General features: G+C 71.1%; 17 protein-coding genes. 13 read left to right on the top strand and 4 right to left on the bottom strand.

Translation table 11 applies throughout. The features are described 5' to 3' along the window. Positions 1-2 precede the first annotated feature (2 nt). The gene (locus OHS59_RS18710; RefSeq protein ID WP_443061466.1) at positions 3-1,526 is read right to left on the bottom strand and encodes an MFS transporter; all 1,524 of its coding nucleotides are present in this window, start codon (positions 1,524-1,526) and stop codon (positions 3-5) included. Positions 1,527-2,061: 535 nt separating this feature from the next. Between OHS59_RS18710 and OHS59_RS18705 the strand changes: the two genes are divergently transcribed. From OHS59_RS18705 to OHS59_RS18680, 6 genes are all read left to right on the top strand, one after another. Continuing rightward, a complete protein-coding gene (locus OHS59_RS18705) occupies positions 2,062-2,850 on the top strand; it encodes an ABC transporter ATP-binding protein (RefSeq protein ID WP_328494549.1) in 789 nt (262 codons plus the stop codon). Next, positions 2,847-5,420 carry an ABC transporter permease gene (locus OHS59_RS18700; RefSeq protein WP_328494548.1) on the top strand — a complete coding sequence of 858 codons (2,574 nt, stop codon included), beginning with the start codon at positions 2,847-2,849 and terminating at the stop codon, positions 5,418-5,420. Before OHS59_RS18705 ends, OHS59_RS18700 begins: the two co-directional genes overlap by 4 nt. Before the next feature lie 371 nt (positions 5,421-5,791). Next, complete coding sequence (gene mfd / locus OHS59_RS18695; RefSeq protein ID WP_328494547.1) at positions 5,792-9,322, top strand: transcription-repair coupling factor; 3,531 nt, start codon at positions 5,792-5,794, stop codon at positions 9,320-9,322. Between the two features lie 252 nt (positions 9,323-9,574). After that, positions 9,575-10,213, top strand: coding sequence for an SCO6745 family protein (locus OHS59_RS18690; RefSeq protein WP_443061465.1), 639 nt, complete (start codon positions 9,575-9,577; stop codon positions 10,211-10,213). A gap of 286 nt (positions 10,214-10,499) precedes the next feature. Next, positions 10,500-11,216, top strand: a complete 717-nt coding sequence (locus OHS59_RS18685; RefSeq protein ID WP_328494546.1) for an HNH endonuclease family protein — start codon at positions 10,500-10,502, stop codon at positions 11,214-11,216. Positions 11,217-11,416: 200 nt separating this feature from the next. Continuing rightward, positions 11,417-12,160, top strand: a complete 744-nt coding sequence (locus OHS59_RS18680; protein WP_328494545.1) for an N-acetyltransferase — start codon at positions 11,417-11,419, stop codon at positions 12,158-12,160. 31 nt (positions 12,161-12,191) lie between these two features. On the opposite strand, the gene OHS59_RS18675 is transcribed toward OHS59_RS18680, so the two are convergent. Both OHS59_RS18675 and OHS59_RS18670 read right to left on the bottom strand, forming a co-directional pair. Further along, a complete protein-coding gene (locus OHS59_RS18675) occupies positions 12,192-12,941 on the bottom strand; it encodes a hypothetical protein (protein ID WP_328494544.1) in 750 nt (249 codons plus the stop codon). Between the two features lie 166 nt (positions 12,942-13,107). Next, the gene (locus OHS59_RS18670; protein WP_328494543.1) at positions 13,108-13,824 is read right to left on the bottom strand and encodes a hypothetical protein; all 717 of its coding nucleotides are present in this window, start codon (positions 13,822-13,824) and stop codon (positions 13,108-13,110) included. A gap of 254 nt (positions 13,825-14,078) precedes the next feature. Here OHS59_RS18670 and OHS59_RS18665 point away from each other — a divergent pair, with 254 nt between their 5' ends. From OHS59_RS18665 to OHS59_RS18645, 5 genes are all read left to right on the top strand, one after another. Continuing rightward, positions 14,079-16,130: an N-6 DNA methylase gene (locus tag OHS59_RS18665; protein ID WP_328494541.1), complete on the top strand. Its 2,052-nt coding sequence runs from the start codon at positions 14,079-14,081 to the stop codon at positions 16,128-16,130. A gap of 143 nt (positions 16,131-16,273) precedes the next feature. Further along, positions 16,274-16,870 carry a hypothetical protein gene (locus OHS59_RS18660; protein WP_328494540.1) on the top strand — a complete coding sequence of 199 codons (597 nt, stop codon included), beginning with the start codon at positions 16,274-16,276 and terminating at the stop codon, positions 16,868-16,870. Between the two features lie 38 nt (positions 16,871-16,908). Next, on the top strand, positions 16,909-18,390 hold the full coding sequence (locus OHS59_RS18655; RefSeq protein ID WP_328499264.1) for a serine/threonine-protein kinase: 1,482 nt from the start codon (positions 16,909-16,911) through the stop codon (positions 18,388-18,390). 176 nt (positions 18,391-18,566) lie between these two features. Further along, the gene (locus tag OHS59_RS18650) at positions 18,567-19,211 is read left to right on the top strand and encodes a SurA N-terminal domain-containing protein (protein ID WP_328494539.1); all 645 of its coding nucleotides are present in this window, start codon (positions 18,567-18,569) and stop codon (positions 19,209-19,211) included. 71 nt (positions 19,212-19,282) lie between these two features. Next, on the top strand, positions 19,283-20,269 hold the full coding sequence (locus OHS59_RS18645) for a nucleoside triphosphate pyrophosphohydrolase (RefSeq protein WP_443061464.1): 987 nt from the start codon (positions 19,283-19,285) through the stop codon (positions 20,267-20,269). Between the two features lie 73 nt (positions 20,270-20,342). Here OHS59_RS18645 and OHS59_RS18640 read toward each other — a convergent pair whose 3' ends face one another. Then, complete coding sequence (locus tag OHS59_RS18640) at positions 20,343-21,575, bottom strand: globin domain-containing protein (protein WP_328494537.1); 1,233 nt, start codon at positions 21,573-21,575, stop codon at positions 20,343-20,345. A 182-nt stretch (positions 21,576-21,757) separates the two neighbouring features. On the opposite strand from OHS59_RS18640, the gene OHS59_RS18635 reads away from it, so the two are divergent. Both OHS59_RS18635 and OHS59_RS18630 read left to right on the top strand, forming a co-directional pair. Further along, complete coding sequence (locus OHS59_RS18635) at positions 21,758-23,044, top strand: cytochrome P450 family protein (protein ID WP_328494536.1); 1,287 nt, start codon at positions 21,758-21,760, stop codon at positions 23,042-23,044. A 218-nt stretch (positions 23,045-23,262) separates the two neighbouring features. Further along, positions 23,263-24,162 (top strand): transglycosylase family protein, encoded by a 900-nt coding sequence (locus OHS59_RS18630; RefSeq protein ID WP_328494535.1) that lies wholly within the window; start codon positions 23,263-23,265, stop codon positions 24,160-24,162. The last annotated feature ends 188 nt before the right edge of the window (positions 24,163-24,350 follow it).

Here is a 24,350-nt window from a genome sequence, read left to right as displayed (position 1 = left end):
CCTCAGTCCCCGGGGCTCTTCAGTACCGGGAAGCGGCGCGGGGCCACGAACAGCAGGACCAGGAAGGCGAGCGCGGCGGCGCAGGCCGCGCCGAAGTAGACGGCGTGGACCGCCTCCGCGAGTGCCCGGCGTACGTGTTCCGCCGGCGCGCCCGACTCCAGGGACGTGGTCACCGAGTCCAGGTCGCCCGCGCCGCCCAGCCGGGAGGCCAGTACGCCGTTGGCGACCGCGCCGAAGAGGGCGGCGCCGACCGTCTGGCCGGTCTGACGGCAGAAGAGGACGGACGCGGTGGTCGTACCGCGCTCCGCCCAGTCGACGGTCGACTGGACCCCGATGAGCAGCGGCAGCTGGAAGAGCCCGAGCGCCCCGCCGAGCAGGAGCATCAGCACGGTGGGCTGCCAGGCCTCGCCGGGGTAGGGCAGGAAGGGGAACGCGAACAGGATCAGCGTGGCTGTGCCGATGCCGAGCATCGCCGTGTTGCGGAAACCGATACGCCGGTAGACGTGCTGGCTGAGGGCCGCCGACACCGGCCAGCTCAACGTCCAGACGGAGAGCACGAATCCGGCGGCGATGGGGGCGAGGCCCAGCACGGACTGCGCGTACGTGGGCAGGAAGACCGTCGGGGCGACCATGAGCAGACCCAGGGCGCCGAGCGCCAGGTTCACGGCGGCGATGGTGCGGCGGCGCCAGACCCAGCCGGGGATGATCGGTTCGGCCGCCCGGCGTTCGACGAGTACGAGAACGGCTATGAGGCCGAGTCCCGTACAGAACAAGGCAATCGAGGGTGCCGAGAGCCAGGGCCAGGCCACTCCGCCCTGCACCAGGGCCGTCAGGAGTACGCCGCCGCAGGCGAAGACGGTGAGCGCGCCCGCCCAGTCGATGCGCGGGCGGCGCGCGGGGGCGGCCCGCTCGGGCTCGTGGAGGTGGCGGATCAGCAGCCAGAGGGCGACCGCGCCGAGCGGCAGGTTGATGAGGAAGATCCAGCGCCAGTCGGCGTACGCGGCGAGCACTCCGCCGAGCGCCGGCCCCGCGATCGCCGCGGTCGCCCACACCGTGGACAACTTCGCCTGGATCTTGGGCCGTTCTTTGAGCGGGTAGAGGTCGGCGGCGAGGGTCTGGACCGTCCCCTGGAGGGCGCCGCCACCGAGGCCCTGGACGATCCGGAACGCGATCAGCGCGGCCATGTTCCAGGCGAGCGCGCAGAGCAGGGAGCCCAGGAGGAAGAGGATCGAACCGGCGATCAGGACCGGCTTGCGGCCGAAGGTGTCGGAGAGCTTGCCGTAGACGGGCAGCGTGACGGTCACGGCGAGCAGATAGCCGGAGAACAGCCAGGAGAAGACGGAGAAGCCGCCGAGGTCGCCGACGATCTGCGGGACGGCGGTCGACACGATCGTGGAGTCGAGCGCGGCCAGACCCATGCAGAGCATGAGCGAGGCGACGACGGCCCGGCGCCTGCGGGCCCCGGCCCGCGCCGCGGCGGGCCCGTCCTCCGTGACGGCCGGTATCTCGGTGTCCCCCTGGCCCACAGGATTCCTTCCCCTTGCATCTATCTGCCGTGGCCACTCTCCCACTTGAGCCTCACGTCGCGGGAGGGTGGACGCTGGGTGCGCCCGAGGGTGGAGGCGTCCCCGAGAGGGACTCCACCGACGGGTGGACAGCCCCTAGGGGGAGATCCGTAGTTCGGCTCGGGGAGGGTTCGTACCGGCGGAGGACGAGACGGTACGGGGGCGGAACTTAACCTGGCTTTATGCCGCTGAGGGCGGTGCGGGGGCGGTGGTCCACACCTTCGGGGGCGGTGTCCCGCACCTTCGGGGGTGGGGTTTTCCCCAGCAGAAGACTGCGCTGGGCACCAGCGCGGGGGCCGCCCTCCGCCACCAGACTTGGTGCTGTGACCGGGCGGCGTGACCGCACCGCCGCACCGCACGACGAACTCGCAGGGCTCGACCGCACGACGTACCAGCAGGGCTCGACCGCTCGACGCGGGCAACCGCAGACCAGTACCGCAGACCACGTACCGCAGACCGTCACTGTCCTGACAGTGGCCGACTTAGGAGACATACCGTGACATCGGCTGTAACCATTCCCAGGCACGGGGGCACTGGAGAGCGTACGGCCGTTGCCGCGCGGGCGCGGCAGGTCGTCAAGGCGTACGGGTCCGGTGAGACCCGTGTCGTCGCCCTGGACCAGGTCGACGTGGACATCGCGCGGGGCCGCTTCACCGCGATCATGGGCCCCTCGGGATCCGGCAAGTCCACACTGATGCACTGCCTCGCCGGTCTCGACACCGTCTCCGCCGGAAAGATCTACCTGGACGAGACCGAGATCACCGGGCTCAAGGACAAGAAGCTCACCAAGCTCCGCCGGGACCGCATCGGCTTCATATTCCAGGCGTTCAACCTGTTGCCGACGCTGAGCGCCCTGGAGAACATCACGCTCCCGATGGACATCGCGGGCCGCAAGCCGGACAAGGCGTGGCTGGCGCAGGTCGTCGAGACCGTCGGCCTGTCCTCCCGTCTGAAGCACCGGCCGAACCAGCTCTCCGGCGGCCAGCAGCAGCGCGTCGCCGTGGCCCGCGCCCTGGCCGCCCGGCCCGAGATCATCTTCGGTGACGAGCCGACCGGGAACCTCGACTCCCGGGCCGGCGCCGAGGTACTGGGCTTCCTGCGCCGCTCGGTCGACGAGCTGGGCCAGACCATCGTGATGGTGACGCACGACCCGGTAGCCGCCTCCTACGCGGACCGCGTGCTGTACCTGGCCGACGGCCGGATCGTCGACGAGATGCACCGGCCGACGGCCGACGCCGTTCTCGACCGCATGAAGGACTTCGACGCCCGGGGGCGCACGTCATGACCGTCTTCAAGACCTCGATGCGCAACTTCTTCGCGCACAAGGGACGGATGGCCCTGTCGGCCGTGGCGGTCCTGCTGTCGGTGGCCTTCGTGTGCGGCACGCTCGTCTTCACCGACACGATGAACACGACCTTCGACAAGCTCTTCGCGACGACCTCGTCCGACGTCACGGTCTCGCCCAAGGCGGCCAAGGCCGACGACACCCCGCAGAACGGCAAGCCGGAGTCGCTGCCCGCCTCGGTCGTCGAGCGGGCGCGGAAGGCGGAGGGTGTCAAGTCCGCCGAGGGCGCGGTCAGTTCGATGAACGTGACCGTCGTCAACAGCGACAACAAGAACATGGGGTCCAGCACCGGCGCCCCGACCATCGCGGGCAACTGGACGAAGAACGACCTGCGTTCGATGGAGATCACCTCCGGGCACGCCCCGCGCGGTCCCACCGAGGTGATGGTCGACGCCGACACCGCGGACAAGCACCACCTCAAGATGGGTGACGAGCTGCGCACGATCGCCGTCACCGGTGACTTCACGGCGAAGATCGTCGGTATCGCCACCTTCAAGATCACCAACCCCGGTGCCGCCGTCGTCTACTTCGACACGGCCACCGCACAGCGCGAACTGCTCGGCTCCACCGGCCGGTTCACGCAGATCAACGTCTCGGCCGCCGCCGGCGTGACCGACACGCAGCTCAAGCAGAACGTGTCCGCGCAGCTCACCTCCGCCGACGGGACGTTCAAGGTCCAGACGCAGAAGGAGTTCTCGGACGAGAGCCGCGAGGGCGTCGGCGAGTTCATGAACGTCATCAAGTACGCCATGCTCGGCTTCGCCGGAATCGCCTTCCTCGTCGGCATCTTCCTCATCATCAACACCTTCTCGATGCTGGTCGCCCAGCGCACCCGGGAGATCGGCCTGATGCGGGCCATCGGCTCCTCCCGCAAGCAGGTCAACCGGTCCGTACTCATCGAGGCACTGTTCCTCGGCGTCGTGGGCTCGATCCTGGGCGTCGCCGCCGGCGTCGGCATCGCGATCGGCCTCATGAAGCTCATGTCGATGGCGGGCATGAACCTCTCCACGGACGACCTCACCGTGAAGGCCACGACCCCGGTCATCGGACTGGTCCTCGGCGTCGTCGTCACCGTCCTCGCCGCCTACCTGCCGGCCCGCCGCGCAGGCAAGGTCTCCCCGATGGCCGCACTGCGCGACGCCGGTACGCCGGCCGACGGCAAGGCCGGCTGGATCCGCGGACTGATCGGCCTGGCCCTCACGGGTGCCGGAGGCGCGGCCCTCTTCACGGCGGCCGGCGCCGACAAGGCGAGCGACGGCGCGTCGATGCTGGGCATCGGTGTGGTGCTCTCGCTCATCGGGTTCGTCATCATCGGCCCGCTGCTCGCGGGCGGTGTGGTCCGGTTCCTCAGCGCGTTCCTGCTGCGCGGCTTCGGCCCCGTCGGACGCCTCGCCGAACGCAACGCCCTGCGCAACCCGCGCCGCACCGGCGCCACCGGCGCGGCCCTGATGATCGGCCTCGCACTGGTCGCCTGCCTCTCCGTGGTCGGCTCCTCGATGGTCGCCTCCGCGACGGAGGAACTCGACAAGTCGGTCGGCACGGACTTCATCGTCCAGGGCAACCAGCGGATCGTCCCGCAGGCCCAGAAGGCCATCGAGGACACGCCCGGCCTGGAGCACGTCACCAGCTACAAGATCGTCGAGGCGAAGCTCACCTCGCCCGACGGCAAGACCGAGGACAGCGACGTCACGGCCGCCGACCCGACGTACGCCAGTGACCTGCGCCGCGAGACGATCGCCGGTGACCTGTCGGCGGCGTACGGCAGGAACGCGATGTCGATCGGCTCCCTCTACGCCGAGAAGCACGGTGTGAAGGTCGGCGACACGATGACCGTCGCCTTCAAGGGCGGGCAGAGCGCGAAGCTGAAGGTCGCGGCGATCACGAACGACGACACGGCCCTCGACAAGGGCTCGCGCTACCTGAACATCACCACGCTGGAGCAGTACGTCCCGGCCGACAGGATGCCGCCGAACGACATGATGTTCGCCACCGCCAAGGAGGGCCAGGAGAAGACGGCGTACGCGTCGCTGAAGAAGTCCCTGGACGCCTACCCGCAGTACCAGGTCCGTGACCAGACCGACTACAAGCAGGAGCTCAAGGACCAGATCGGCCAGCTCCTGAACATGGTCTACGGCCTGCTGGCCCTCGCGATCATCGTGGCGGTGCTGGGCGTCGTGAACACCCTGGCCCTCTCGGTCGTCGAGCGGACCCGCGAGATCGGCCTGATGCGCGCCATCGGCCTCTCCCGCCGCCAGCTGCGCCGCATGATCCGCCTGGAGTCGGTCGTCATCGCGCTCTTCGGAGCGCTGCTGGGCCTGGGCCTCGGCATGGGCTGGGGCGCCACCGCCCAGAAGCTCCTCGCCCTGGAGGGCCTGAAGGTCCTCGACATCCCGTGGCCGACGATCATCGGGGTCTTCATCGGCTCGGCCTTCGTGGGACTGTTCGCGGCGCTGGTGCCGGCGTTCCGGGCGGGGCGGATGAACGTCCTGAACGCGATCGCGACGGAGTAGCTGCGCGGGCCGGGGGAAACGGGGGAGCCCGGTGCCGCCGAGTCTTCGGACTCGGCGGCACCGGGCTGTTCGGCGTCTGCGGGCCGGTGAGGGCGGGCGCAAAAGACTGCGCGGTTCCCCGCGCCCCTAAGTGCCCAGGTCCTTGGGGGCGCGGGGAACCGCGCAATCGGGGGCGAGGGGGCGGAGCCCTCATGCAGTGACGGGGAGGGTAGGGGCGGCGGGGGCGGGAAAAGGCCCCGCTGTCCACAGGGGCGGGCGGGGAGGACCCCGGCGTCGTACCCTGGACACCCCCGGCCCGTCAGACGTGTCGGGCGGCTCGCGTTGCCCATCCCACCCCCCCAAGCCCCCAGCTCCTCGGACGGAAACCCTTCATGAGCCTGCACGGTCTGCTCGACGCCGTCGTCAAGGACGCCGCACTCACCGAAGCGGTGAAGGCCGCCGGCGACGGCAACCGCATGCACGTCGACCTGGTCGGCCCGCCCGCCGCCAGGCCCTTCGCGGTGGCGGCCCTGGCCAGGGAGGCGGGCCGCACGGTACTCGCGGTCACGGCCACCGGCCGAGAGGCCGAGGACCTCGCGGCGGCCCTGCGCTCACTCCTGCCGCCCGACACCGTCGTGGAGTACCCGTCCTGGGAGACGCTGCCGCACGAGCGGCTGTCCCCGCGCAGCGACACCGTGGGCCGCCGCATCGCCGTCCTGCGCAGGCTCGCCCACCCGCGCCCCGACGACCCGGAGACCGGCCCGGTCTCCGTGGTGGTCGCCCCCGTGCGATCGGTCCTCCAGCCCCAGGTCAAGGGCCTCGGCGACCTGGAGCCCGTCGCCCTGCGGTCCGGCCAGAGCGTCGACCTCGGCGACATCGTGAAGGGCCTGTCGGCAGCGGCGTACGCCCGGGTGGAGCTGGTCGAGAAGCGCGGCGAGTTCGCCGTACGCGGCGGGATCCTGGACGTCTTCCCGCCCACCGAGGAGCATCCGCTGCGTGTGGAGTTCTGGGGCGACGACGTCGAGGAGATCCGCTACTTCAAGGTCGCCGACCAGCGCTCCCTGGAGGTCGCCGAGCACGGACTGTGGGCGCCGCCCTGCCGGGAACTGCTGCTCACGGACGAGGTACGGGCGAAGGCCGCCGCCCTCGCCGAGGAGCACCCCGAGCTGGGCGAGCTGCTCGGCAAGATCGCCGAGGGCATCGCGGTCGAGGGCATGGAGTCCCTCGCGCCGGTGCTCGTCGACGACATGGAGCTGCTCATCGACGTACTGCCCAAGGGGTCCATGGCCCTGGTGTGCGACCCGGAGCGGGTGCGTACGCGCGCGGCGGACCTGGTGGCGACCTCGCAGGAGTTCCTGCAGGCGTCCTGGGCGGCGACGGCGGGCGGCGGCGAGGCCCCGATCGACGTCGACGCGGCGTCCCTGTGGTCCATCGCGGGCGTCCGGGAGCGGGCCCGCGAGCTGGACATGATGTGGTGGTCGGTGTCGCAGTTCGCGGCGGACGAAGAGCTGGACGCGGACACCCTGAAGCTCGGGATGCACGCGCCCGAGACCTACCGCGGCGACACCGCGAAGGCCCTCGCGGACACCAAGGGCTGGCTCGCGGACGGCTGGCGCACGGTGTTCGTCACCGAGGCCCACGGCCCGGCGGCCCGTACGGTCGAGGTGCTCGGCGGCGAGGGCATCGCGGCCCGCCTGGAGTCGGACCTCGGCGCGCTGGCGCCCTCGGTCGTGCAGGTGGCGTGCGGCTCCATCGACTACGGGTTCGTCGACCCGGCGCTCAGACTCGCCGTGCTCACCGAGACCGACCTCACCGGGCAGAAGGCCGCGGGCAAGGACGGCGCCCGGATGCCGGCCCGCCGCCGCAAGACCATCGACCCGCTGACCCTGGAGACGGGCGACTACATCGTCCACGAGCAGCACGGCGTGGGCCGCTACATCGAGATGGTCCAGCGGACCGTGCAGAGCGCGACCCGCGAGTACCTCGTCGTCGAGTACGCGCCGGCCAAGCGCGGCCAGCCCGGCGACCGCCTCTACATCCCCACGGACCAGCTGGAGCAGATCACCAAGTACGTGGGCGGCGAGGCCCCGACCATGCACCGCCTCGGCGGCGCCGACTGGACGAAGACCAAGGCGCGCGCCAAGAAGGCCGTCAAGGAGATCGCGGCGGACCTGATCAGGCTGTACTCGGCGCGGATGGCGGCCCCCGGGCACGCCTTCGGAGCCGACACGCCCTGGCAGCGCGAGCTGGAGGACGCGTTCCCGTACACCGAGACGCCCGACCAGCTCACGACCATCGCCGAGGTCAAGGACGACATGGAGAAGACGGTTCCGATGGACCGGCTGATCTGCGGCGACGTCGGTTACGGCAAGACGGAGATCGCGGTCCGCGCGGCCTTCAAGGCCGTCCAGGACGGCAAGCAGGTCGCCGTCCTCGTGCCCACCACGCTGCTGGTGCAGCAGCACTTCGGGACGTTCAGCGAGCGCTACTCGCAGTTCCCCGTCAACGTACGGGCCCTGTCGCGCTTCCAGTCCGACACCGAGGCGAAGGCCACCCTGGAGGGCCTGCGGGAGGGCTCGGTGGACGTCGTCATCGGCACCCACCGGCTCTTCTCCTCGGAGACCAAGTTCAAGGACCTGGGACTCGTCGTCGTCGACGAGGAGCAGCGCTTCGGCGTCGAGCACAAGGAGCAGCTGAAGAAGCTGCGCGCCAACGTGGACGTACTGACCATGTCCGCGACCCCGATCCCGCGCACCCTGGAGATGGCGGTGACGGGCATCCGCGAGATGTCCACGATCACCACCCCGCCGGAGGAGCGGCATCCGGTCCTGACCTTCGTCGGCCCCTACGAGGAGAAGCAGATCGGTGCCGCGGTGCGCAGGGAGCTGCTGCGGGAGGGCCAGGTCTTCTACATCCACAACCGGGTCGAGTCGATCGACCGGGCCGCGGCCCGGCTGCGCGAGATCGTGCCGGAGGCGCGGATCGCGACCGCCCACGGCCAGATGTCCGAACAGGCCCTGGAACAGGTCGTCGTCGACTTCTGGGAGAAGAAGTTCGACGTCCTCGTCTCCACGACCATCGTGGAATCGGGCATCGACATCTCGAACGCGAACACGCTGATCGTGGAGCGCGGCGACAACTTCGGCCTCTCCCAGCTGCACCAGCTGCGCGGCCGGGTGGGTCGTGGCCGCGACCGCGGTTACGCGTACTTCCTGTACCCCCCGGAGAAGCCGCTCACGGAGACCGCCCACGAGCGTCTCGCGACCATCGCCCAGCACACGGAGATGGGCGCGGGCATGTACGTGGCGATGAAGGACCTGGAGATCCGCGGCGCCGGAAACCTGCTGGGCGGCGAGCAGTCGGGCCACATCGCCGGAGTCGGCTTCGACCTGTACGTACGCATGGTGGGCGAGGCGGTCGCGGACTACCGCGCCTCCATGGAGGGCGGTGTCGTGGAGGAGGCGCCGCTGGAGGTCAAGATCGAGCTGCCGGTCGACGCGCACGTCCCGCACGACTACGCGCCGGGCGAGCGGCTGCGGCTGCAGGCCTACCGCTCGATCGCCTCGGTCAACTCCGAGGACGACATCAAGGCCGTACGCGAGGAACTCGTCGACCGTTACGGGAAGTTGCCCGAGCCGGTGGAGAACCTGCTCCTGGTGGCCGGACTGCGGATGCTCGCGCGGGCGTGCGGCGTCGGCGAGGTCGTCCTCCAGGGCAACAACATCCGCTTCGCGCCGGTGGAGCTGCGGGAGTCGCAGGAGCTGCGGCTCCAGCGCCTGTACCCGGGCACCGTGATCAAGCCCTCCGCCCACCAGGTACTGGTCCCGCGCCCGAAGACGGCGAAGGTCGGCGGCAAGCCGCTGGTCGGACGGGAGTTGCTGGGGTGGACGGGGGAGTTCCTGGCTTCGATTCTGGGGTCGTAGCTTCGGTTCCGGGGGCGTGGGGCTCGGGCTGGGGGCGTGTGGCTCCGGTTCGGGGGCGTCCGGCTCGGGGGCGTGAGGTCCCGGTGGGCCGTCGGCCTGCCGGTGTTCACGTGGATCATCTGTGGGCCGACGGTCCACCGGTGGTCACGCGGACCGGAACAGCAGGCCGGTCACCCGGACCGGAACAGCAGGCCCGTGAGTGTGTGGAACACCTCCTCCGGGTTGCGCGGGAACGGGTCAGGGGGATGTGTCATGTCTGCTGAGGTCGCTGGGGCGATGTCGGGTGATGGTGACGGCGCCGGGGTCTCGCTCGGCCGGGTGCGGCAGATGTGGCATCTGATCGAGCCGCTGCACGCCGTGCTTTATTACGCGCCGGAGGTCTTCGAGGAGGCGGCGGCGCTCGGCTTCGCTGTCGAGGAGCGCTGGCCGAGCTACTTTCCGCTGCGTGCCGCCCCGTTGGGGTCCGTGGGGAGCGGGCAGGTCGCCTCAGCCTTCTACAGCTTCAGCCCGCGCATGGTCGCCGAACACATGGACCCGGCGTGGGACATAGCGAGCCCCGGGGCCGTGGTCGAGGCGCGGGGGAGGGGCATCGACCGTGCGTACCGGGCGATATTCGGCGACCGCGTCGACAGTGCCGAACTCGCCGAGGCCGCCGCCCTGGCCCGGCGCGCGGCCGAGGCAGTCGACCCGGGCGGCCGTCCTCTGGCCGCCGCCAACGCCGGGTTGCCGTGGCCGGAGGCCCCGCACCTGCAGCTGTGGCACGCCGCGACGATCCTGCGCGAGCACCGCGGCGACGGACACCTCGCCGCACTGCTCGGCGAGTTCTGGGTCGCGGTGCTCGGATCGGGGCTGCTGCCCTCGGAGACGACACTCGGAATCGGCAAGGTGTGAGCGGCGCGATGCGGGACAGCCTTTCGCCAGGGGCCGGTGTGCGGGGCGGGTGTCCGAGGGACGGCTTTCGAGAGGCGGTCTCCCGGCGACCGCGTCCGGGCGACCGACTCCGACGGCCGAGGGCTTCTCGCCACCTCGATCACGCCGGTGGTGCGCCACGTGCGGACCGAAGTCCCGGTAAGTCCGTTTCACGCCGTTCTTGCCCAACCTCCGGGCCAGTACGGTGAGGTGCAGGAAGACCGCCCGCTCAGGGCGGACATGGGCAGGTGAAGAAGAGGGAGCGCCCGTGACGTTCTGGACCAGGGCCGCCGGTGTCGCGGCCCTGCTGCTCGCCGCGACCGGTTGTACGCCGGAGACGACCGGTGCCGCCGGGCCGCAGGAGGCGGGGGGTGCGGGGGGAGCCGCCCTCACCGCCGTCGACTCACTGACCGTCAAGGGGAGGGCGCCCAAGACGGGATACGACCGGGACAAGTTCGGCACCCCCTGGGCCGACACCGACTCGAACAGCTGCGACACCCGCGACGACATCCTCAAGCGGGACCTGAAGGAAGTGAAGTTCAGCGACGGTGAGTGCAGCGTGAAGTCGGGGACGCTCGATCCCGACCCGTACACCGACAAGGACGTCACCTTCGTCCGCGGCGGCCGCAGCGAGGTCGACATAGACCATCTCGTCGCGCTGTCGGACGCCTGGCAGAAGGGCGCGCAGAAGTGGGACGCGAGCAAGCGGATAGCGCTGGCCAACGATCCGTTGAACCTCCTCGCCGTCGACGCCGGACGCAACCGCAGCAAGGGTGACGGGGACACCGCGACCTGGCTTCCGCCCCACAAGGCGTACCGCTGCACGTACGTGGCCCGGCAGGTCGCCGTGAAGAAGAAGTACGAGCTGTGGGTCACCGGCGCGGAGAAGTCCGCGATGAAGAAGGTGCTGTCCGCCTGCCCCGGGCAGAAGCTCCCCACGGGCGGAACCTCGACGCAGGCGCCCAGCCGGTTCCACGCGGACTGAACACGCGCGGGGCGGACTGAACACGCGCAGGGCGGCCTGAACGCGCGCAGGGCGGCCTGATCACTGCGCACAGGTCGCGGGGCTGCCCCCGACCGGCGTGCTCCTGCGGGTATGAGCACCCCCGCGGGGCTCAGCGAGGGGCGGCCGCTGCCGGGAAAAGCGGTTACACCGAAGCCGGTCCGGTGCCTACCGTGTCCCGCATGGTGCTGAGAATCGCGAGCCTCGCCGAGCGTCCGGAGATGTACGACGCGGTGACCGGGATGGCCGACACCTGGCCCGAGTTCGTGCGCAACGACCTCGTCGGCAACGCGCACTACGGCCGGATCGCCAGGGAACTCCCGGAGTACGTGCTGTTCGCCGAGGACGAGAGCGGCGAAGTGGTCGCGCACGCCTACAGCGTGCCGTTCGCCCTCGGGGACGAGGGCGCGGGCGCGCTGCCGGCGCGGGGCTGGGACGAGGTGCTGGTGTGGGCGTTCGGGGATCTGCGCAGCGGCGTCACGCCCGACACCGTGAGCGCCATCTCGATCGTCGTCGCCCCGCACGCCCAGGGCACCGGCCTGTCGGCACGGATGCTCTCGGCGATGCGTGACAACGCCCGGGCCAAGGGCTTCGGCGCGGTCGTCGCACCGGTGCGGCCGAGCGCGAAGCATCTGGAACCGCGTACGGCGATGGAGGAGTACGCGTTCCGGATGCGTGACGACGGGCTGCCGCACGACCCGTGGCTGCGGGTCCACGTCCGGGCGGGCGCGCGTATCGAGGCGGTGGCCCCGGCGTCGATGACCGTCGCCGCGTCGCTCGACGAGTGGCGCGCGTGGACGGGGCTGCCGTTCGACAAGGAGGGCCAGGTCGAGGTGCCCGGCGCGCTGGTGCCGGTGCACAGCGAGCCGTCACTCGGGTACGCGGTGTACGTCGAGCCCAACGTGTGGGTGCGGCACGCCCTTTGAGACACGCCTTTTTGAGAAGGCCGGTTGGCCGTCAGCCGCCCAGCGCGTCCAGGTCGAGGATCTTGCCCTTGGGGGTCTCGGCCGGGACCGGCGTGTCGAAGTCGCTGAAGGTGACCGTGCCCGGGTCCTTGGCGGACTTGCTGATGACCTTCAGCAGGTAGGGCTTGCCCTCAGTGGCCACATACAGGGTGTACGTGTCCTTGCCGTCCTTCTCGTGCAGGACGATCGCCGGGGTGCCGTCGACCGTGGCCGTCTTGCCGCGGGTGGCGTCGGAGCTGACGTCCTGGAAGTCCGCGAGGACGGTGTCGAGGTCGCAGAAGCTCGCCATGTCCTTGGCGTCCGAGCCCTTGGCGGACATCTTGGTCCACTTGCCGGCCAGCATCGCCACCACTCCGTCGGTCTCCTCCTTCGGCGCGTCCTCGTCCTGGGCGCGCAGGAACTTCTCGTCGTACTTCATGTAGAGGGTGTCCCCGGTCATCATGAGCTCGGCCTCGCCCTGGCCGTTCGCGCTCATCGTGCCGGCGCATCTGCCCTTCTTGTCGAGGGCCATGTCCAGGTCGATGCGGCTGCCGTCGTCGTCCTGGATGTCGCCCTTCATGCGCAGCGACGAGGCGTTCGAGGTGGCCTCCACGGCCCGGTCGGCGATCTCGCCGCCGGTCAGCCCGGCGAACGGGCCCTTCGGCTTGCTGTCCGCCTTGTCCTCGCCGCCGGGCAGGCAGCCGGTGAGCGAGGCGGTCGCCGCGGCGGCGAGGCAGAGAGCGGCAAGTGCGGTACGGCGCATGACAGTTTCCTTCAAGGTCGAGGTGGAGCGGAGAGGTGGCGCGGGGTGGGGGAGTGGGAGGGCGGACCAGGGCGCGGGGCGGACGCGGGGCGCGTCGGCCGGGTCGGTGCGGGGTGTCTGCCGGACGGCGCCGGGTGTCAGTCGGACCGGTGTCGGGCGCCGGGTGTCAGCCGGTCTTCTTCCAGTCCTTGCAGCCCGAGGTCTTGAAGTACGCGTCCCCGGCGGCGATGGTCACGACGGCCGAGCCGGACACGTTGTTGTTGGCGATGATCGAGTCCATCGAGTGGGAGGAGTCCTTGGTCCGCTCCCAGTAACAGAGGTCGTCCGTGTTGCCGGTGGACCGGTAGGTGCCCGGGGCGATGTCGGCGCCCACCCTGTGCATCCCGCCGTCACCCTTGATCCGGGTGGCCGGGGTGCCGGAGGCCTTCGCGTCCACGGCCTCCCAGTCCTTGCAGCCGCTGGACTTGAAGAGCTTGTCGCTCTTCAGGATCGTCACGTAGCTGGTGCCGCTGACGTTGTCGTTGGCGAGGATCGAGTCCATCTCGCCCGAGGCGTCCTTCGAGCGCTCCCAGTAGCAGAGCGCGTCGGTGTTGCCGGTGGTCCGGTAGGTGCCGGGCCGCACGTCGGAGCCGACCTGGAAGTCGCCGTCACCCTGGAACGCCGCCTTCTTCTCGGCCTTCTTCGGCTTGTCGGCCTTGGTGTCGCTCTTCGTGGTCGTGTCCGATCCGGCGTCGGAGTTCTTGCCGGACCCGCGCTCGGCGGAGGCCGCGGAGTCCTTGCCCTTCCCGGAACCGCTGTCCCCGTCGCCCGAGTTCGCCGACACCGCGCCGATGACGACGACGCTCACGACAACGCCCAACGCGATCTTGCCCTTGGCACCCATGACAGTCCCCTCCCCAGAGGTTGACGACCGCCTCGAACCCGGCGGCCGTTCATCCGATGGGTCAATCACAGCAGAGCATGTGAACCGAGTCAACACGGTTCGCGGAGATGGTTGTGTACACGGCCGTGAATGGGTAGACCTTGCCCGCATCGCTATGCTCGACGCCACACGCCGGACGGAAGCGGTCCGCCGGACGACCAGCCGGACGTCACACACCAGACGAGACGTCACACCAGACGAGGGGAGCCGGGCGGGTGCAGGAGAACGGGACAGAGGTCACCGCGGCCGGGATCGCCCGGCTCGCCGGAGTCGGCCGGGCGGCCGTCAGCAACTGGCGCCGCCGCCACGCCGACTTCCCCAAGCCCGTCGGCGGCACCGAGACCAGCCCCTCCTTCGCGCTCGCCGAGGTCGAGGACTGGCTGCGCACCCAGGGCAAGCTGGCCGAGGTCCCCCTGCGCGAGCGCGTCTGGCAGCAGGTCGCCGGACACCCGCAGGGCCCTGTCACCGCCCTGATCCACGTCGGCTGCGCTCTCCTGCTCGTCCACGACCGCCCCACGGTCTGGCTGGAGTTGAGCGCCGGCTCCGACGCCCGCCTCGCCGAACTGCTGCCCACGCCCCTCGACCAGGTCCTCACCCCGCGCTTCGGCGTGATCCGCAAGCGGGCCGTCGACACGCCGACCGCCGCCCAACTGCAGGCGTCGGCATCCCTGTTGCGCGCCGCGGCCGAACTCGCCGCCGAACTGGACGCCCGCAAGGCGTACGAGTTCCTGCTCGGCAGGCACCTCGACGCGAACCCGCGCCAGTACACCCTCACGCCGACCGGTCTCGCCGCCCTGATGGCCGACCTCGTCGGACCGGCCGCGACCGTCCTCGACCCGGCGTGCGGCACCGGCGCCCTGTTGCGCGCGACGGCCGCCGCGCAGGGCGCGTCGGCAGGCGAGGAGCAGCACCTCCACGGCCAGGACAGCGCCCCCGAGCTGGCGGCCCTGACGGCACTGCGCTTGGCCCTCAACACCCGCGCCGTCGTGCGCACCACCGCGGCCGACACCCTGCGCGAGGACGCGTACGGCAGCCTCAGGGCCGACGCCGTCGTCTGCCACCCGCCGTTCAACGAGCGCAACTGGGGTCACGACGAGCTCGCCTACGACCCGCGCTGGGAGTACGGCTTCCCGGCCCGCACCGAGTCCGAACTGGCCTGGGTGCAGCACGCGTTGGCCCGTCTCAAGGAAGGCGGCATCGCCGTCCTCCTGATGCCGCCGGCCGCCGCCTCCCGCCGCTCGGGCCGCCGCATCCGCGCCGACCTGCTGCGCCGCGGCGCCCTGCGCGCGGTGATCGCCCTGCCGCCGGGCGCGGCGCCCCCGTACAACCTCCCGCTGCATCTGTGGGTGTTGCGCAAGCCGGCCGTCACCGCTCAGCCCGCGCAGCCCGAGGTGCTGCTCGCCGACACCGGTGTGTTCACCGCGGACAGCCGCGGCGGCCTCGACTGGCAGGCCGTGCGCGCCGCCGTCCTCGACGCCTGGCGGCCCTTCGACCGGACCGGCACCGTGCCGGAGCAGCCGGGACTCAGCCGCTGCGTGCCGGTCATCGAACTCCTCGACGACGACGTCGACCTGGCCCCGGCCCGCCATCTGCCGCCCCCGGCCGCCGCCGGCGGCGAACAGCTCGCGCGGGTGCGCGACCGGCTGGGCGAGACCCTCCGGCTGACCGGCCGCCTCACCCCGCCCCCCGCCGATCCGCGCCCGCCCGCCCGCTGGCCGCTCACCACGATCGGCGAACTCGCGCGCGCAGGCGCCCTCCAGCTCCGTACGGGAGGAAACGGCGGCCACGCGCGCGTGCCCGTGCTCACCGACCACGACGTCCTCAGCGGTACGGCGCCGTCCGGGACGCTGCCCGAGAGCGACGAGGAACCCGTGCTGACCGAGACGGGGGACGTCGTCGTGCCCGTCCTCGGCGGCGGCTCCATCGCGCGCGTGGTCGACGACGCGACCGCGGGCGCCGCCCTCGGCCGCAACCTCGTGCTGCTGCGGCCCGACCCGGCCGCGCTCGACCCGTGGTTCCTCGCCGGTTTCCTGCGGGGCACCGCCAACAACCGCCAGGCCAGCAGCTACGCGTCCACCGCGACCCGGCTCGACGTGCGCCGTCTCCAACTGCCCCGGCTGCCACTGGAACAGCAGCGCACGTACGGCGAACGGTTCCGCGCGCTGGCCGAGTTCGAGGAGACGCTGCGGCTCGCGGGACGCCTCGGCGAGCAGCTGGTCCGGGGCATGTACGACGGTCTGACGGACGGCACGGTCGAGCCCGGCTGAGGCCCTTGGGGCGGACGCGGTGACCAGCACGACAACGGTTCGGTACAACCCTGGACCAGTTGTCCTTGTCGGCCTATACGCTCGGACTCCGCACTTGTACGTCCGTACCTCCGTCCGTCCCCATCAGGCCTCCAGGAGCAACCATGCAAGGCCACGGCCAGGCGCAGCCGGTGAAGCCGCCACCCTCGACCGGGCTGCTGGTCTTCCTGCGCGTGTTCTTCGTGGTGATCTCCGTGTGCAGCTTCGGCCTGCTCGGCTGGGCGATGATGCTGCGCCTGGCGCTGGTGACCCGCAAATCGCTCGACTGGGGCCTGGTCGTGGCGACTTTCGCGGCCGAGGCACTCGGTCTCGTCCTGCTCGGCACCGAGCCCGGCGATGAGATCCACACCCCTGGCGGCTGGACGGGGCTGGCCCTGCTCTTCGGCTCCCTCGTGCCCGCGATCTCGTACTACCTCGCGGCGGACATCCGCCACTTCCACGCACTGGGTTACGCCCATCAGACGTACGCGGTGCATCAGCAGGCCCCGGCGCACGCGTACGGCTACCCGCAGCCCCCGTACGCCGCGGCCGGCCCGCACACGCCGGTGCCGCCGATGGCCCCGATACCCCAGCAGCCCCAGTCGCAGCCCTCCGCGCCGACCCCGCCGCCGCAGCGCCCCGCGCCCGCCCGTATCGACCAGGTGCGCGCCGAGCTGGACGAGCTGAGTGACTATCTCCGCAAGCACGAGGACGGCAGGTGACCGTGGCGCCGGGACGTGTGATCACCGGCCGCTACGAACTGTCCACGCTCATCGGGCAGGGCGGCATGGGCCAGGTGTGGACGGCGTACGACCAGCGCCTGGACCGGCGGGTCGCCGTCAAGCTGCTGCGGCCCGACAAGGTCGCGGGCCAGGAGGCCGAGGAGCTGCGCCGCCGCTTCGTGCGCGAGTGCCGGGTGACCGCGCAGGTCGACCACCCCGGCCTGGTCACGGTCCACGACGCGGGCAGCGAGGGCGAGGAGCTGTTCCTCGTCATGCAGTACGTCGACGGGGCCGACCTCTCCGACCACCTGGCCGAGCACGACCCGTACCCCTGGCAGTGGGCCGTCTCGGTCGCCGCGCAGCTGTGTGCCGTGCTGTCCGCGGTGCACGCCGTGCCGATCGTCCACCGCGACCTCAAGCCGCGGAACGTGATGATCAAGCAGGACGGCACGGTCACCGTCCTCGACCTCGGCGTCGCGTCGGTGATGGACACGGACACCACCCGCCTCACGCACACCGGCTCACCCATCGGTTCGCCCGCCTACATGGCCCCCGAGCAGGCGATGGGCGGCGCGGTCGGCCCGTACACCGACCTGTACGCGCTCGGGGTGCTCCTGCACGAACTGCTCAGCGGTGACGTGCCGTTCTCCGGCTCCACCGCCCTCGGTGTGCTGCACCGCCACCTCTACGAGCCGCCGCTGCCGGTCCGCCGGCTGCGCCCCGAGGTACCCGAGGCACTCGAAGCCCTCGTGCTGCGGCTGCTCTCCAAGGACCCGCAGCACCGCCCCGACTCCGCCCAGGAGACGTACGAGCAGCTGCTGCCGCTGCTTCCCGCGCGCGGGATCCCGTCCGGCGGGCCGCTCGACCCCACACGCCCCTTCCTGCGCCCGCACGCCCCCTGGCCGGACCGCGCCCGCACCCCCGCGGCGCAGCCGCAGGCCTCGCCCGCCGTCGAGAAGCCCGACGTCGCGGGAGCGGTCGACGAGGTCAAGCGCCTCCTAGGCGAGGGCCGCATCACGCAGGCCGTCGACATCCTCGGCCAGATCCTCCCGGCCGCCGCCGCCGAGCACGGCGAGCACTCACCGGTCGTGCGCACCCTGCGCAAGCAGTACGCGGCCACGCTGATGGACGACGGCCAGTACCGCCGCGCCCTGCCCGAACTGCGCCGCCTCGCCGACGAACGGGCCACCGAGGCGGGCCAGGCCGACCCGCAGTCCCTGCGCTTCCGCTACGAGGCCGCCCAGTGCCTCGAACAGCTCGGCGAACCGGCCGCGGCACTCGCCGAGTACCGCGCGCTGCTGCCGTACTACGAGAACCAGTACGTCGCCCAGGACGCCGAACTCTCCTTCGAGGTACGCCGCCGCATCGGCCATCTGCTCCTCGCCCTCGGCGACCGGGCCGCCGCCCACGACACGCTGGCCCGCCTCCAGTACGACGTCGAACGGCTGCGGGGCCCCGGCCATCCGCTGGTCGGGGACATCGGCCGGACCCTCCAGTGGCTGGGGCAGGTCCGAGGCTGACCGGCCGCGCCGAAGGGACCGCTGTGCGGCGTGCGGATGGAGTGGACTGCGGGACGGTGCCCGAAGTCCAGGCGAATCGTTGGGTCGAATGGGTGGCCGATAGCCGGTCCCCTGCCTAACATCGATCACCGCAAGACTTTGTGCACCGTCGCACAATCTCCTACAGGAGGTTTTCCTTGCACCGCCGCCGTCGCACCGCGTTCCTCCTCACCGCCGCGCTCGTCACCGCGGCCCCTCTCCTGACCGCCTGTGGCAGCGACGCGCATCCCGGTGCCGCGGCCGTCGTCGGCGACGACCGGATCACGGTCTCCCAGCTGGAGAACCGGGTCAACGAGGTACGGACCGCACAGCGGGCCGCCACCAAGGACGAGGCGCAGTACGAGCAGGCCATCTCCAAGTCCGGCGGCCTCACCCGCGACACCCTGCACGGCATGGTCCTCGACCGGGTACTGCGGCAGGCCGCCCAGGACGCGGGGGTGAGCGTCACCCGCAAGGAGATCCAGCAGGCCCGCGCCGGCCTGGAACAGCAGGCGGGCGGCGCGAAGGCCCTGGAAGTGAGCTGGCTCCAGCAGTACGGAGTCCCGCCCGAGCGGCTCGACGACAACCTCCGCGTCCAGATCGAGGCGCAGAAGCTCGCCGCCGAACTCGGCACGGACACCAGCCAGCCGGCCTTCTGGAAGGCGCTGTCCGGGGCCTCCAGGAAACTGGACGTCGACCTGAACCCCCGCTACGGCACCTGGGACGTCGAGAAGAGCAGCCGCACCGACGCCAAGCTGCCCTGGGTGCGCGACGTCACGGCGGCCGGCCAGCAGACTGCGTGACCGCTGAAAGCCCATGGGGCGGCCCATGAACGCCCCCGCTGTCCACAGCACGTGACCTTGATGTCGGTGGGGTGGGTTACGTTCGGGGTGTGAACGCATCTAGCCCGGGGCGCATCGTCCTGCTCACCACCAGCCACCGCGTCGCCCCCGGACTCCTGTCCTGGCCCGCCTGGCAGGCGCTGCACGGCGCCGACCGCGTCCTGTGCGCGGACGGCGCCCACCCCCAGCTGCCGTACCTGCGCGAGGCCGGCATCCAGGTCGACGAGGCCGAGCCCGGCGCCCAGGAGCTGGTCGACGCCTGCGCCGGCGGGCGCACGGTCACCGTCGTCGCCACCGGCGAGGGCGAACCGCGCCTGACCGACGGCCTGTCCCGGCTGGCCGGCACGGGCCGTGTCCAGATGCCCGACCTCGAACTGCTCCCCGCCTCGTACGACCTCCCGGGCGCCCGCCTCCTCGACCTGGTCCAGGTCATGGACCGCATCCGCCTCGAATGCCCCTGGTCGTCCCAGCAGACCCACAAGGGCCTCGCCAAGTACGGCATCGAGGAGGCGTACGAACTCGTCGAGGCGATCGAGGAGGGCGACCGGCACGAGCTGCGCGAGGAGCTCGGCGACGTACTGCTCCAAGTGGTCTTCCACTCCCGGATCGCCGAGGAGGGCAGCCCGGAGGACGGGTCGGAGCCCTTCTCCATCGACGACGTGGCGGCGGGCATCGTCACCAAGCTGATCCACCGCCACCCGCACGTGTTCGGCGACGAGAGCGCCTCCACGCCCGAGGAGGTCAAGGAGCACTGGCTGCGCACCAAGGCCGAGGAGAAGCAGCGCACGTCCGTCACGGAGGGCGTCCCGCTCGGCCAGCCGGGCCTCGCGCTCGCCGCGAAGCTGGCCTCCCGCGCGCGCACGGCGGACCTGGACGTGCCCCTGCCCCGGGGAGAGGGCATCGGCTACGAACTACTGGCCCTGGCGGTACGGGCGGAGGCGGCCGGGGTGGACCCGGAAGCATCCCTGCGCGCCGCAGCCCGCGCCTACCGCGACGCGATACGAGCAACGGAGTCCTGACCGCGCCCGGAAGGGGCGCGGCCCGCCACGACGCACCCGCGGCCAACATACTGTCCCCGGTTCAGCGGAGCGTTCAGTCACCGTCACAACCCACCGGCAGGTGCCAGTGGGGCCGGGGCCGCTGAAGAAGCCACGCCCCGGGCCCCAGCGGCCGACCGTCACCGCCGTCGCCGTCCCGCCCCGTGGACGGAAGCTCGTCACAGAAGACCCGCGACGGTTCCGCGCCCAGCCGGGGAAGCACCGAGGAGATCTCCTCGACGAGCCCCGGCGGCCCCGCCAGATAGACGTCATGGCGAGCCCAGTTGGCCCGGTTGCCCAACGCCGTCAGCAGCCGCTCGGTGGCCTGCCCCTTGGGCCGCCCCGGCGCGGGCGTGATCACGGTGACGTCCAGCCACGGCAGCCCCGTGCGCAGCCCTTCGAGCGCGACCCGGTCGTAGAGGTACGCGATGTCGCGGGCGACGACGAAGAGCCGGGCCTCGTCGTACGGGCCGGGCTCCCGTGCCAGCTGTTCCAGCAGGGCCTTCACCGGGGCCCAGCCGGTACCGGCCGCGATGAAGGTGAGGGGCCGCTCCACCGGCGTACGCAGGGTCAGCCGCCCGCCCGGCGCGCTGAGCCGCAGGACATCGCCCTCCCGGGTGCGCCGGACCAGTACGGGGGACAGGGCACCGTCCTCGACGAGGCTGACGTGCAGATCGAGGGTGCCGTCGCGGCGGGTCGCGTTGCCGACGGAGTACGGACGCCAGACGCCCGGAGCCCGGGGGCTGCCGACACTCACGTACTGGCCCGGAAGGTGGGGGAGGGGACGGTCCGGACGGAGCGTCAGCACGGCGAGATCGTCGCCGTGCCCGGTGCGGCCGACGACCTCGGCGTCCCACCAGGACGGTTCCCCCTGGCTCTCGGCCTCTCCCGCGCCGTCCAGCATGACGTCCGAGATCAGCTCGTACGCCTCGTCCCAGGCCTTCTCCACCTCCGGGTTCCACGCCGACCCGGACACGGCGGCGAACGCGGCGATCAGGCTGTCCCCCACGGCCGTGTAGTGCTCCGGGCGTGCCAGGTACTTCCTGTGGTCCCGCCCCAGGTCCCGGAGGTACTCGTGCAGCCCCGGACCCTCCAGGCGTGCGACGACGAGCGACAGAGCGGTGAAGAGGCGGTCCCGCTGGCGTTCCTTGTCCTCCGGGGAGTCCAGGGGGAACAGGGCGCGGACATCGGGGTGGTGCCAGAACAGATGCGAGTAGAAGTACTTGAGCGCGAACTCGGCCCGCCTTTCGACGACCGCGAAACTGGTCCGGAGTATTTCGGGGTCCACGCTCGCGAATGTAGGTATGCCGAGCGCCGTCCGGTCAAGAGGGGAAACATTTCGGGACAGCCCCAGATGAAGAGCGTAAGACGTCGTAAATCGGTGTCCCGCTGAGAGGGGCGGCCGACGCCCTTCCTGCCGTGGCAGGACGCCGGGCGGGCCCGCGCCGCGCCTCCCGATACCGTCGAGGAGTGACCGAAACGCCTGCACAGCCGCCCGCGGGGCAGTCCGCCCCCGAACTCTTCAGCTGGGAGTTCGCGACCGATCCCTACCCGGCGTACGCCTGGCTCCGTGAGCACGCTCCCGTGCATCGGACGAAGCTGCCCAGCGGGGTGGAGGCGTGGCTGGTCACCCGTTACGCGGACGCCAAGCAGGCCCTGGCCGACGGCCGGCTCAGCAAGAACCCCGCCCATCACGACGGGACCGCGCACGCGAAGGGCAGGACCGGCATTCCGGGCGAGCGGAAGGCCGAGCTGATGACCCACCTGCTCAATATCGACCCGCCGGACCACACCCGGCTGCGGCGGCTCGTCAGCAAGGCGTTCACCCCTCGGCGGGTGGCCGAATTCGCGTCCCGGGTCCAGGAGCTGACGGACCAGCTGATCGACGGGTTCATCGAGAAGGGGGAGGCGGACCTCATCCACGAGTTCGCCTTTCCGCTCCCCATCCATGCCATCTGCGATCTCCTCGGCGTCCCGCGCGAGGACCAGGACGACTTCCGCGACTGGGCCGGGATGATGATCCGGCACGGGGGAGGGCCGAGGGGCGGTGTCGCCCGGTCGGTCAAGAAGATGCGCGGCTACCTCGCCGAGCTGATCCACCGCAAGCGCCAGGAGCTCACCGACGAGCCCGCCCCCGGCGAGGACCTCATCTCCGGTCTCATCCGCGCCTCCGACCACGGCGAGCACCTCACCGAGAACGAGGCCGCCGCGATGGCCTTCATCCTCCTGTTCGCCGGTTTCGAGACCACCGTGAACCTCATCGGGAACGGCACCTACGCCCTGCTCACCCACCCCGGGCAGCGGCAGCGGCTGCAGGACTCCCTCGCGGCAGGTCACACGGACCTCCTCGAAACCGGCGTGGAGGAACTGCTCCGCTACGACGGGCCGGTGGAACTGGCCACCTGGCGGTTCGCCACCGAACCGCTCCGCATCGGCGGGCAGGACATCGCGGCCGGTGACCCCGTGCTCGTCGTGCTCGCGGCGGCCGACCGGGACCCCGACCGGTTCGAGAACCCGGACACCCTCGACCTCTCCCGCCGTGACAACCAACACCTCGGTTACGGCCACGGCATCCACTACTGCCTCGGCGCGCCCCTCGCCCGGCTGGAGGGCCGGACCGCGCTGACCACGCTGCTGACCCGCCTGCCCGACCTGCAACTCGCGGGAGATTCCGCCGATTTGAGGTGGCGAGGAGGGCTCATCATGCGTGGATTGCGCACGCTTCCGGTGGAGTTCACCCCGGTCGCGAAGTCTTGACGGAAGTCTGGCGGCTGTAGCACCGAAGCCACCGGAAGGTGAGCCTCCGTCAACTCTGTGATCTTCACGTTATCTACGCTGCATCGACTTGTGACAAGAGTTCGAGTGCCGCTACGTTCACCCTTCAATGCGGCAGGCCCGCCCGTCGCAGCAGCCACGAGCGCAGTTTTCCGCTGTGTCCCGTGCGTATTCCTTGCTGTCACGTGAAAGGCAATCGCATGCTCTCCGGGAACGGCCGTCATCGTCGCCCCCGCCAGGCCCCGGCGCTCCTCGTCGCCGCCGGCGTGGCCGGATCGGCCATCGCGATCCCCCTGCTCGGTGCGAGCGGCGCGAGTGCCGCCAGCGGAACGACCTGGGACGCGGTCGCCGAGTGCGAGAGCGGTGGCTCATGGAGCGCCGACACCGGCAACGGGCTCTACGGCGGACTCCAGATGACCCAGGAGACCTGGGAGGAGCACGGCGGCCTCGACTACGCGCCGAGCGCCGACCAGGCCAGCCGCTCGCAGCAGATAGCCGTCGCCGAGAAGATACTCGCGGACCAGGGGACGGGTGCCTGGACGACCTGCGGTCTCGTCGCCGGCCTGACGCAGGACTCCGACTCCGCGGACGTCGACACGGGCCTCGCCGAGGACGCCGGCTCGTCGGCCGACTCGGATGCGACAAAGGGGAGCAACGACTCCAAGTCCGACTCGTCCACCGACGGTGACTCCGACGCCGCGGACGACTCCGGCTCGGACGCACAGGGATCGGACAGCCCGTCCACCGACGCCACGGCGAAGGCGGACGACCCGGACAAGTCCTCCCAGAACGACGAGGCTTCGACCGACGCCGAGGCCGACAGCTCCGGCCGTCACCGCGGCGTCAGCGCCGAAGAGGTCGACACCGCGCCCCGCGCGGACGACTACGCCGGCCGGCACGCCTCGCGCAGCGACAGCACCTCGCGCGTCCTCGCCGACGAAGGCTCGTACGCGGTCCGCTCCGGGGACAGTCTGTCGAGCATCGCCGACTCCCTTGGCATCGACGGCGGGTGGAGCGAGCTCTACGCCGCGAACAAGGACAGCATCGGCGCCGACCCGGACTTCATCATCCCCGGTCAGCGCATCGCCGTCGACGGCTGAGCGCTCGCGAGCAAGTAGTGATCAAGCCGCCGAATCGGGCGAAAACCAGCGGTAGTTCGCGTTGAATGTCCGATTTGGCGAATTGAGACATGGATCTCAAGACCCCTGATCGTCTTTGAAATTCGGCACGGCCCGTGTCTACGGTCGTGACCGCTCGCCATTGGTGAGCCCCGACGGTCGCACGCCGA

Source organism: Streptomyces sp. NBC_00414, from assembly GCF_036038375.1.
In the GTDB taxonomy this organism is placed as follows: Bacteria; Actinomycetota; Actinomycetes; order Streptomycetales; family Streptomycetaceae; genus Streptomyces.
The sequence above is the reverse complement of the archived record's forward strand: the minus strand, read 5'-3'. Positions and strand labels throughout refer to the sequence as shown.

What these genes read in the sequence shown, in the direction of transcription:
- OHS59_RS18660 (WP_328494540.1), top strand. Translation starts at nt 16,274, where the DNA reads ATGCAAGGCCACGGCCAGGCGCAGCCGGTGAAGCCGCCACCCTCGACC.
- OHS59_RS18680 (WP_328494545.1), top strand. Translation starts at nt 11,417, where the DNA reads ATGGTGCTGAGAATCGCGAGCCTCGCCGAGCGTCCGGAGATGTACGAC.
- mfd (WP_328494547.1), top strand. Translation starts at nt 5,792, where the DNA reads ATGAGCCTGCACGGTCTGCTCGACGCCGTCGTCAAGGACGCCGCACTC.
- OHS59_RS18700 (WP_328494548.1), top strand. Translation starts at nt 2,847, where the DNA reads ATGACCGTCTTCAAGACCTCGATGCGCAACTTCTTCGCGCACAAGGGA.
- OHS59_RS18675 (WP_328494544.1), bottom strand. Translation starts at nt 12,941, where the DNA reads ATGCGCCGTACCGCACTTGCCGCTCTCTGCCTCGCCGCCGCGGCGACC.
- OHS59_RS18690 (WP_443061465.1), top strand. Translation starts at nt 9,575, where the DNA reads ATGTCTGCTGAGGTCGCTGGGGCGATGTCGGGTGATGGTGACGGCGCC.
- OHS59_RS18670 (WP_328494543.1), bottom strand. Translation starts at nt 13,824, where the DNA reads ATGGGTGCCAAGGGCAAGATCGCGTTGGGCGTTGTCGTGAGCGTCGTC.
- OHS59_RS18630 (WP_328494535.1), top strand. Translation starts at nt 23,263, where the DNA reads ATGCTCTCCGGGAACGGCCGTCATCGTCGCCCCCGCCAGGCCCCGGCG.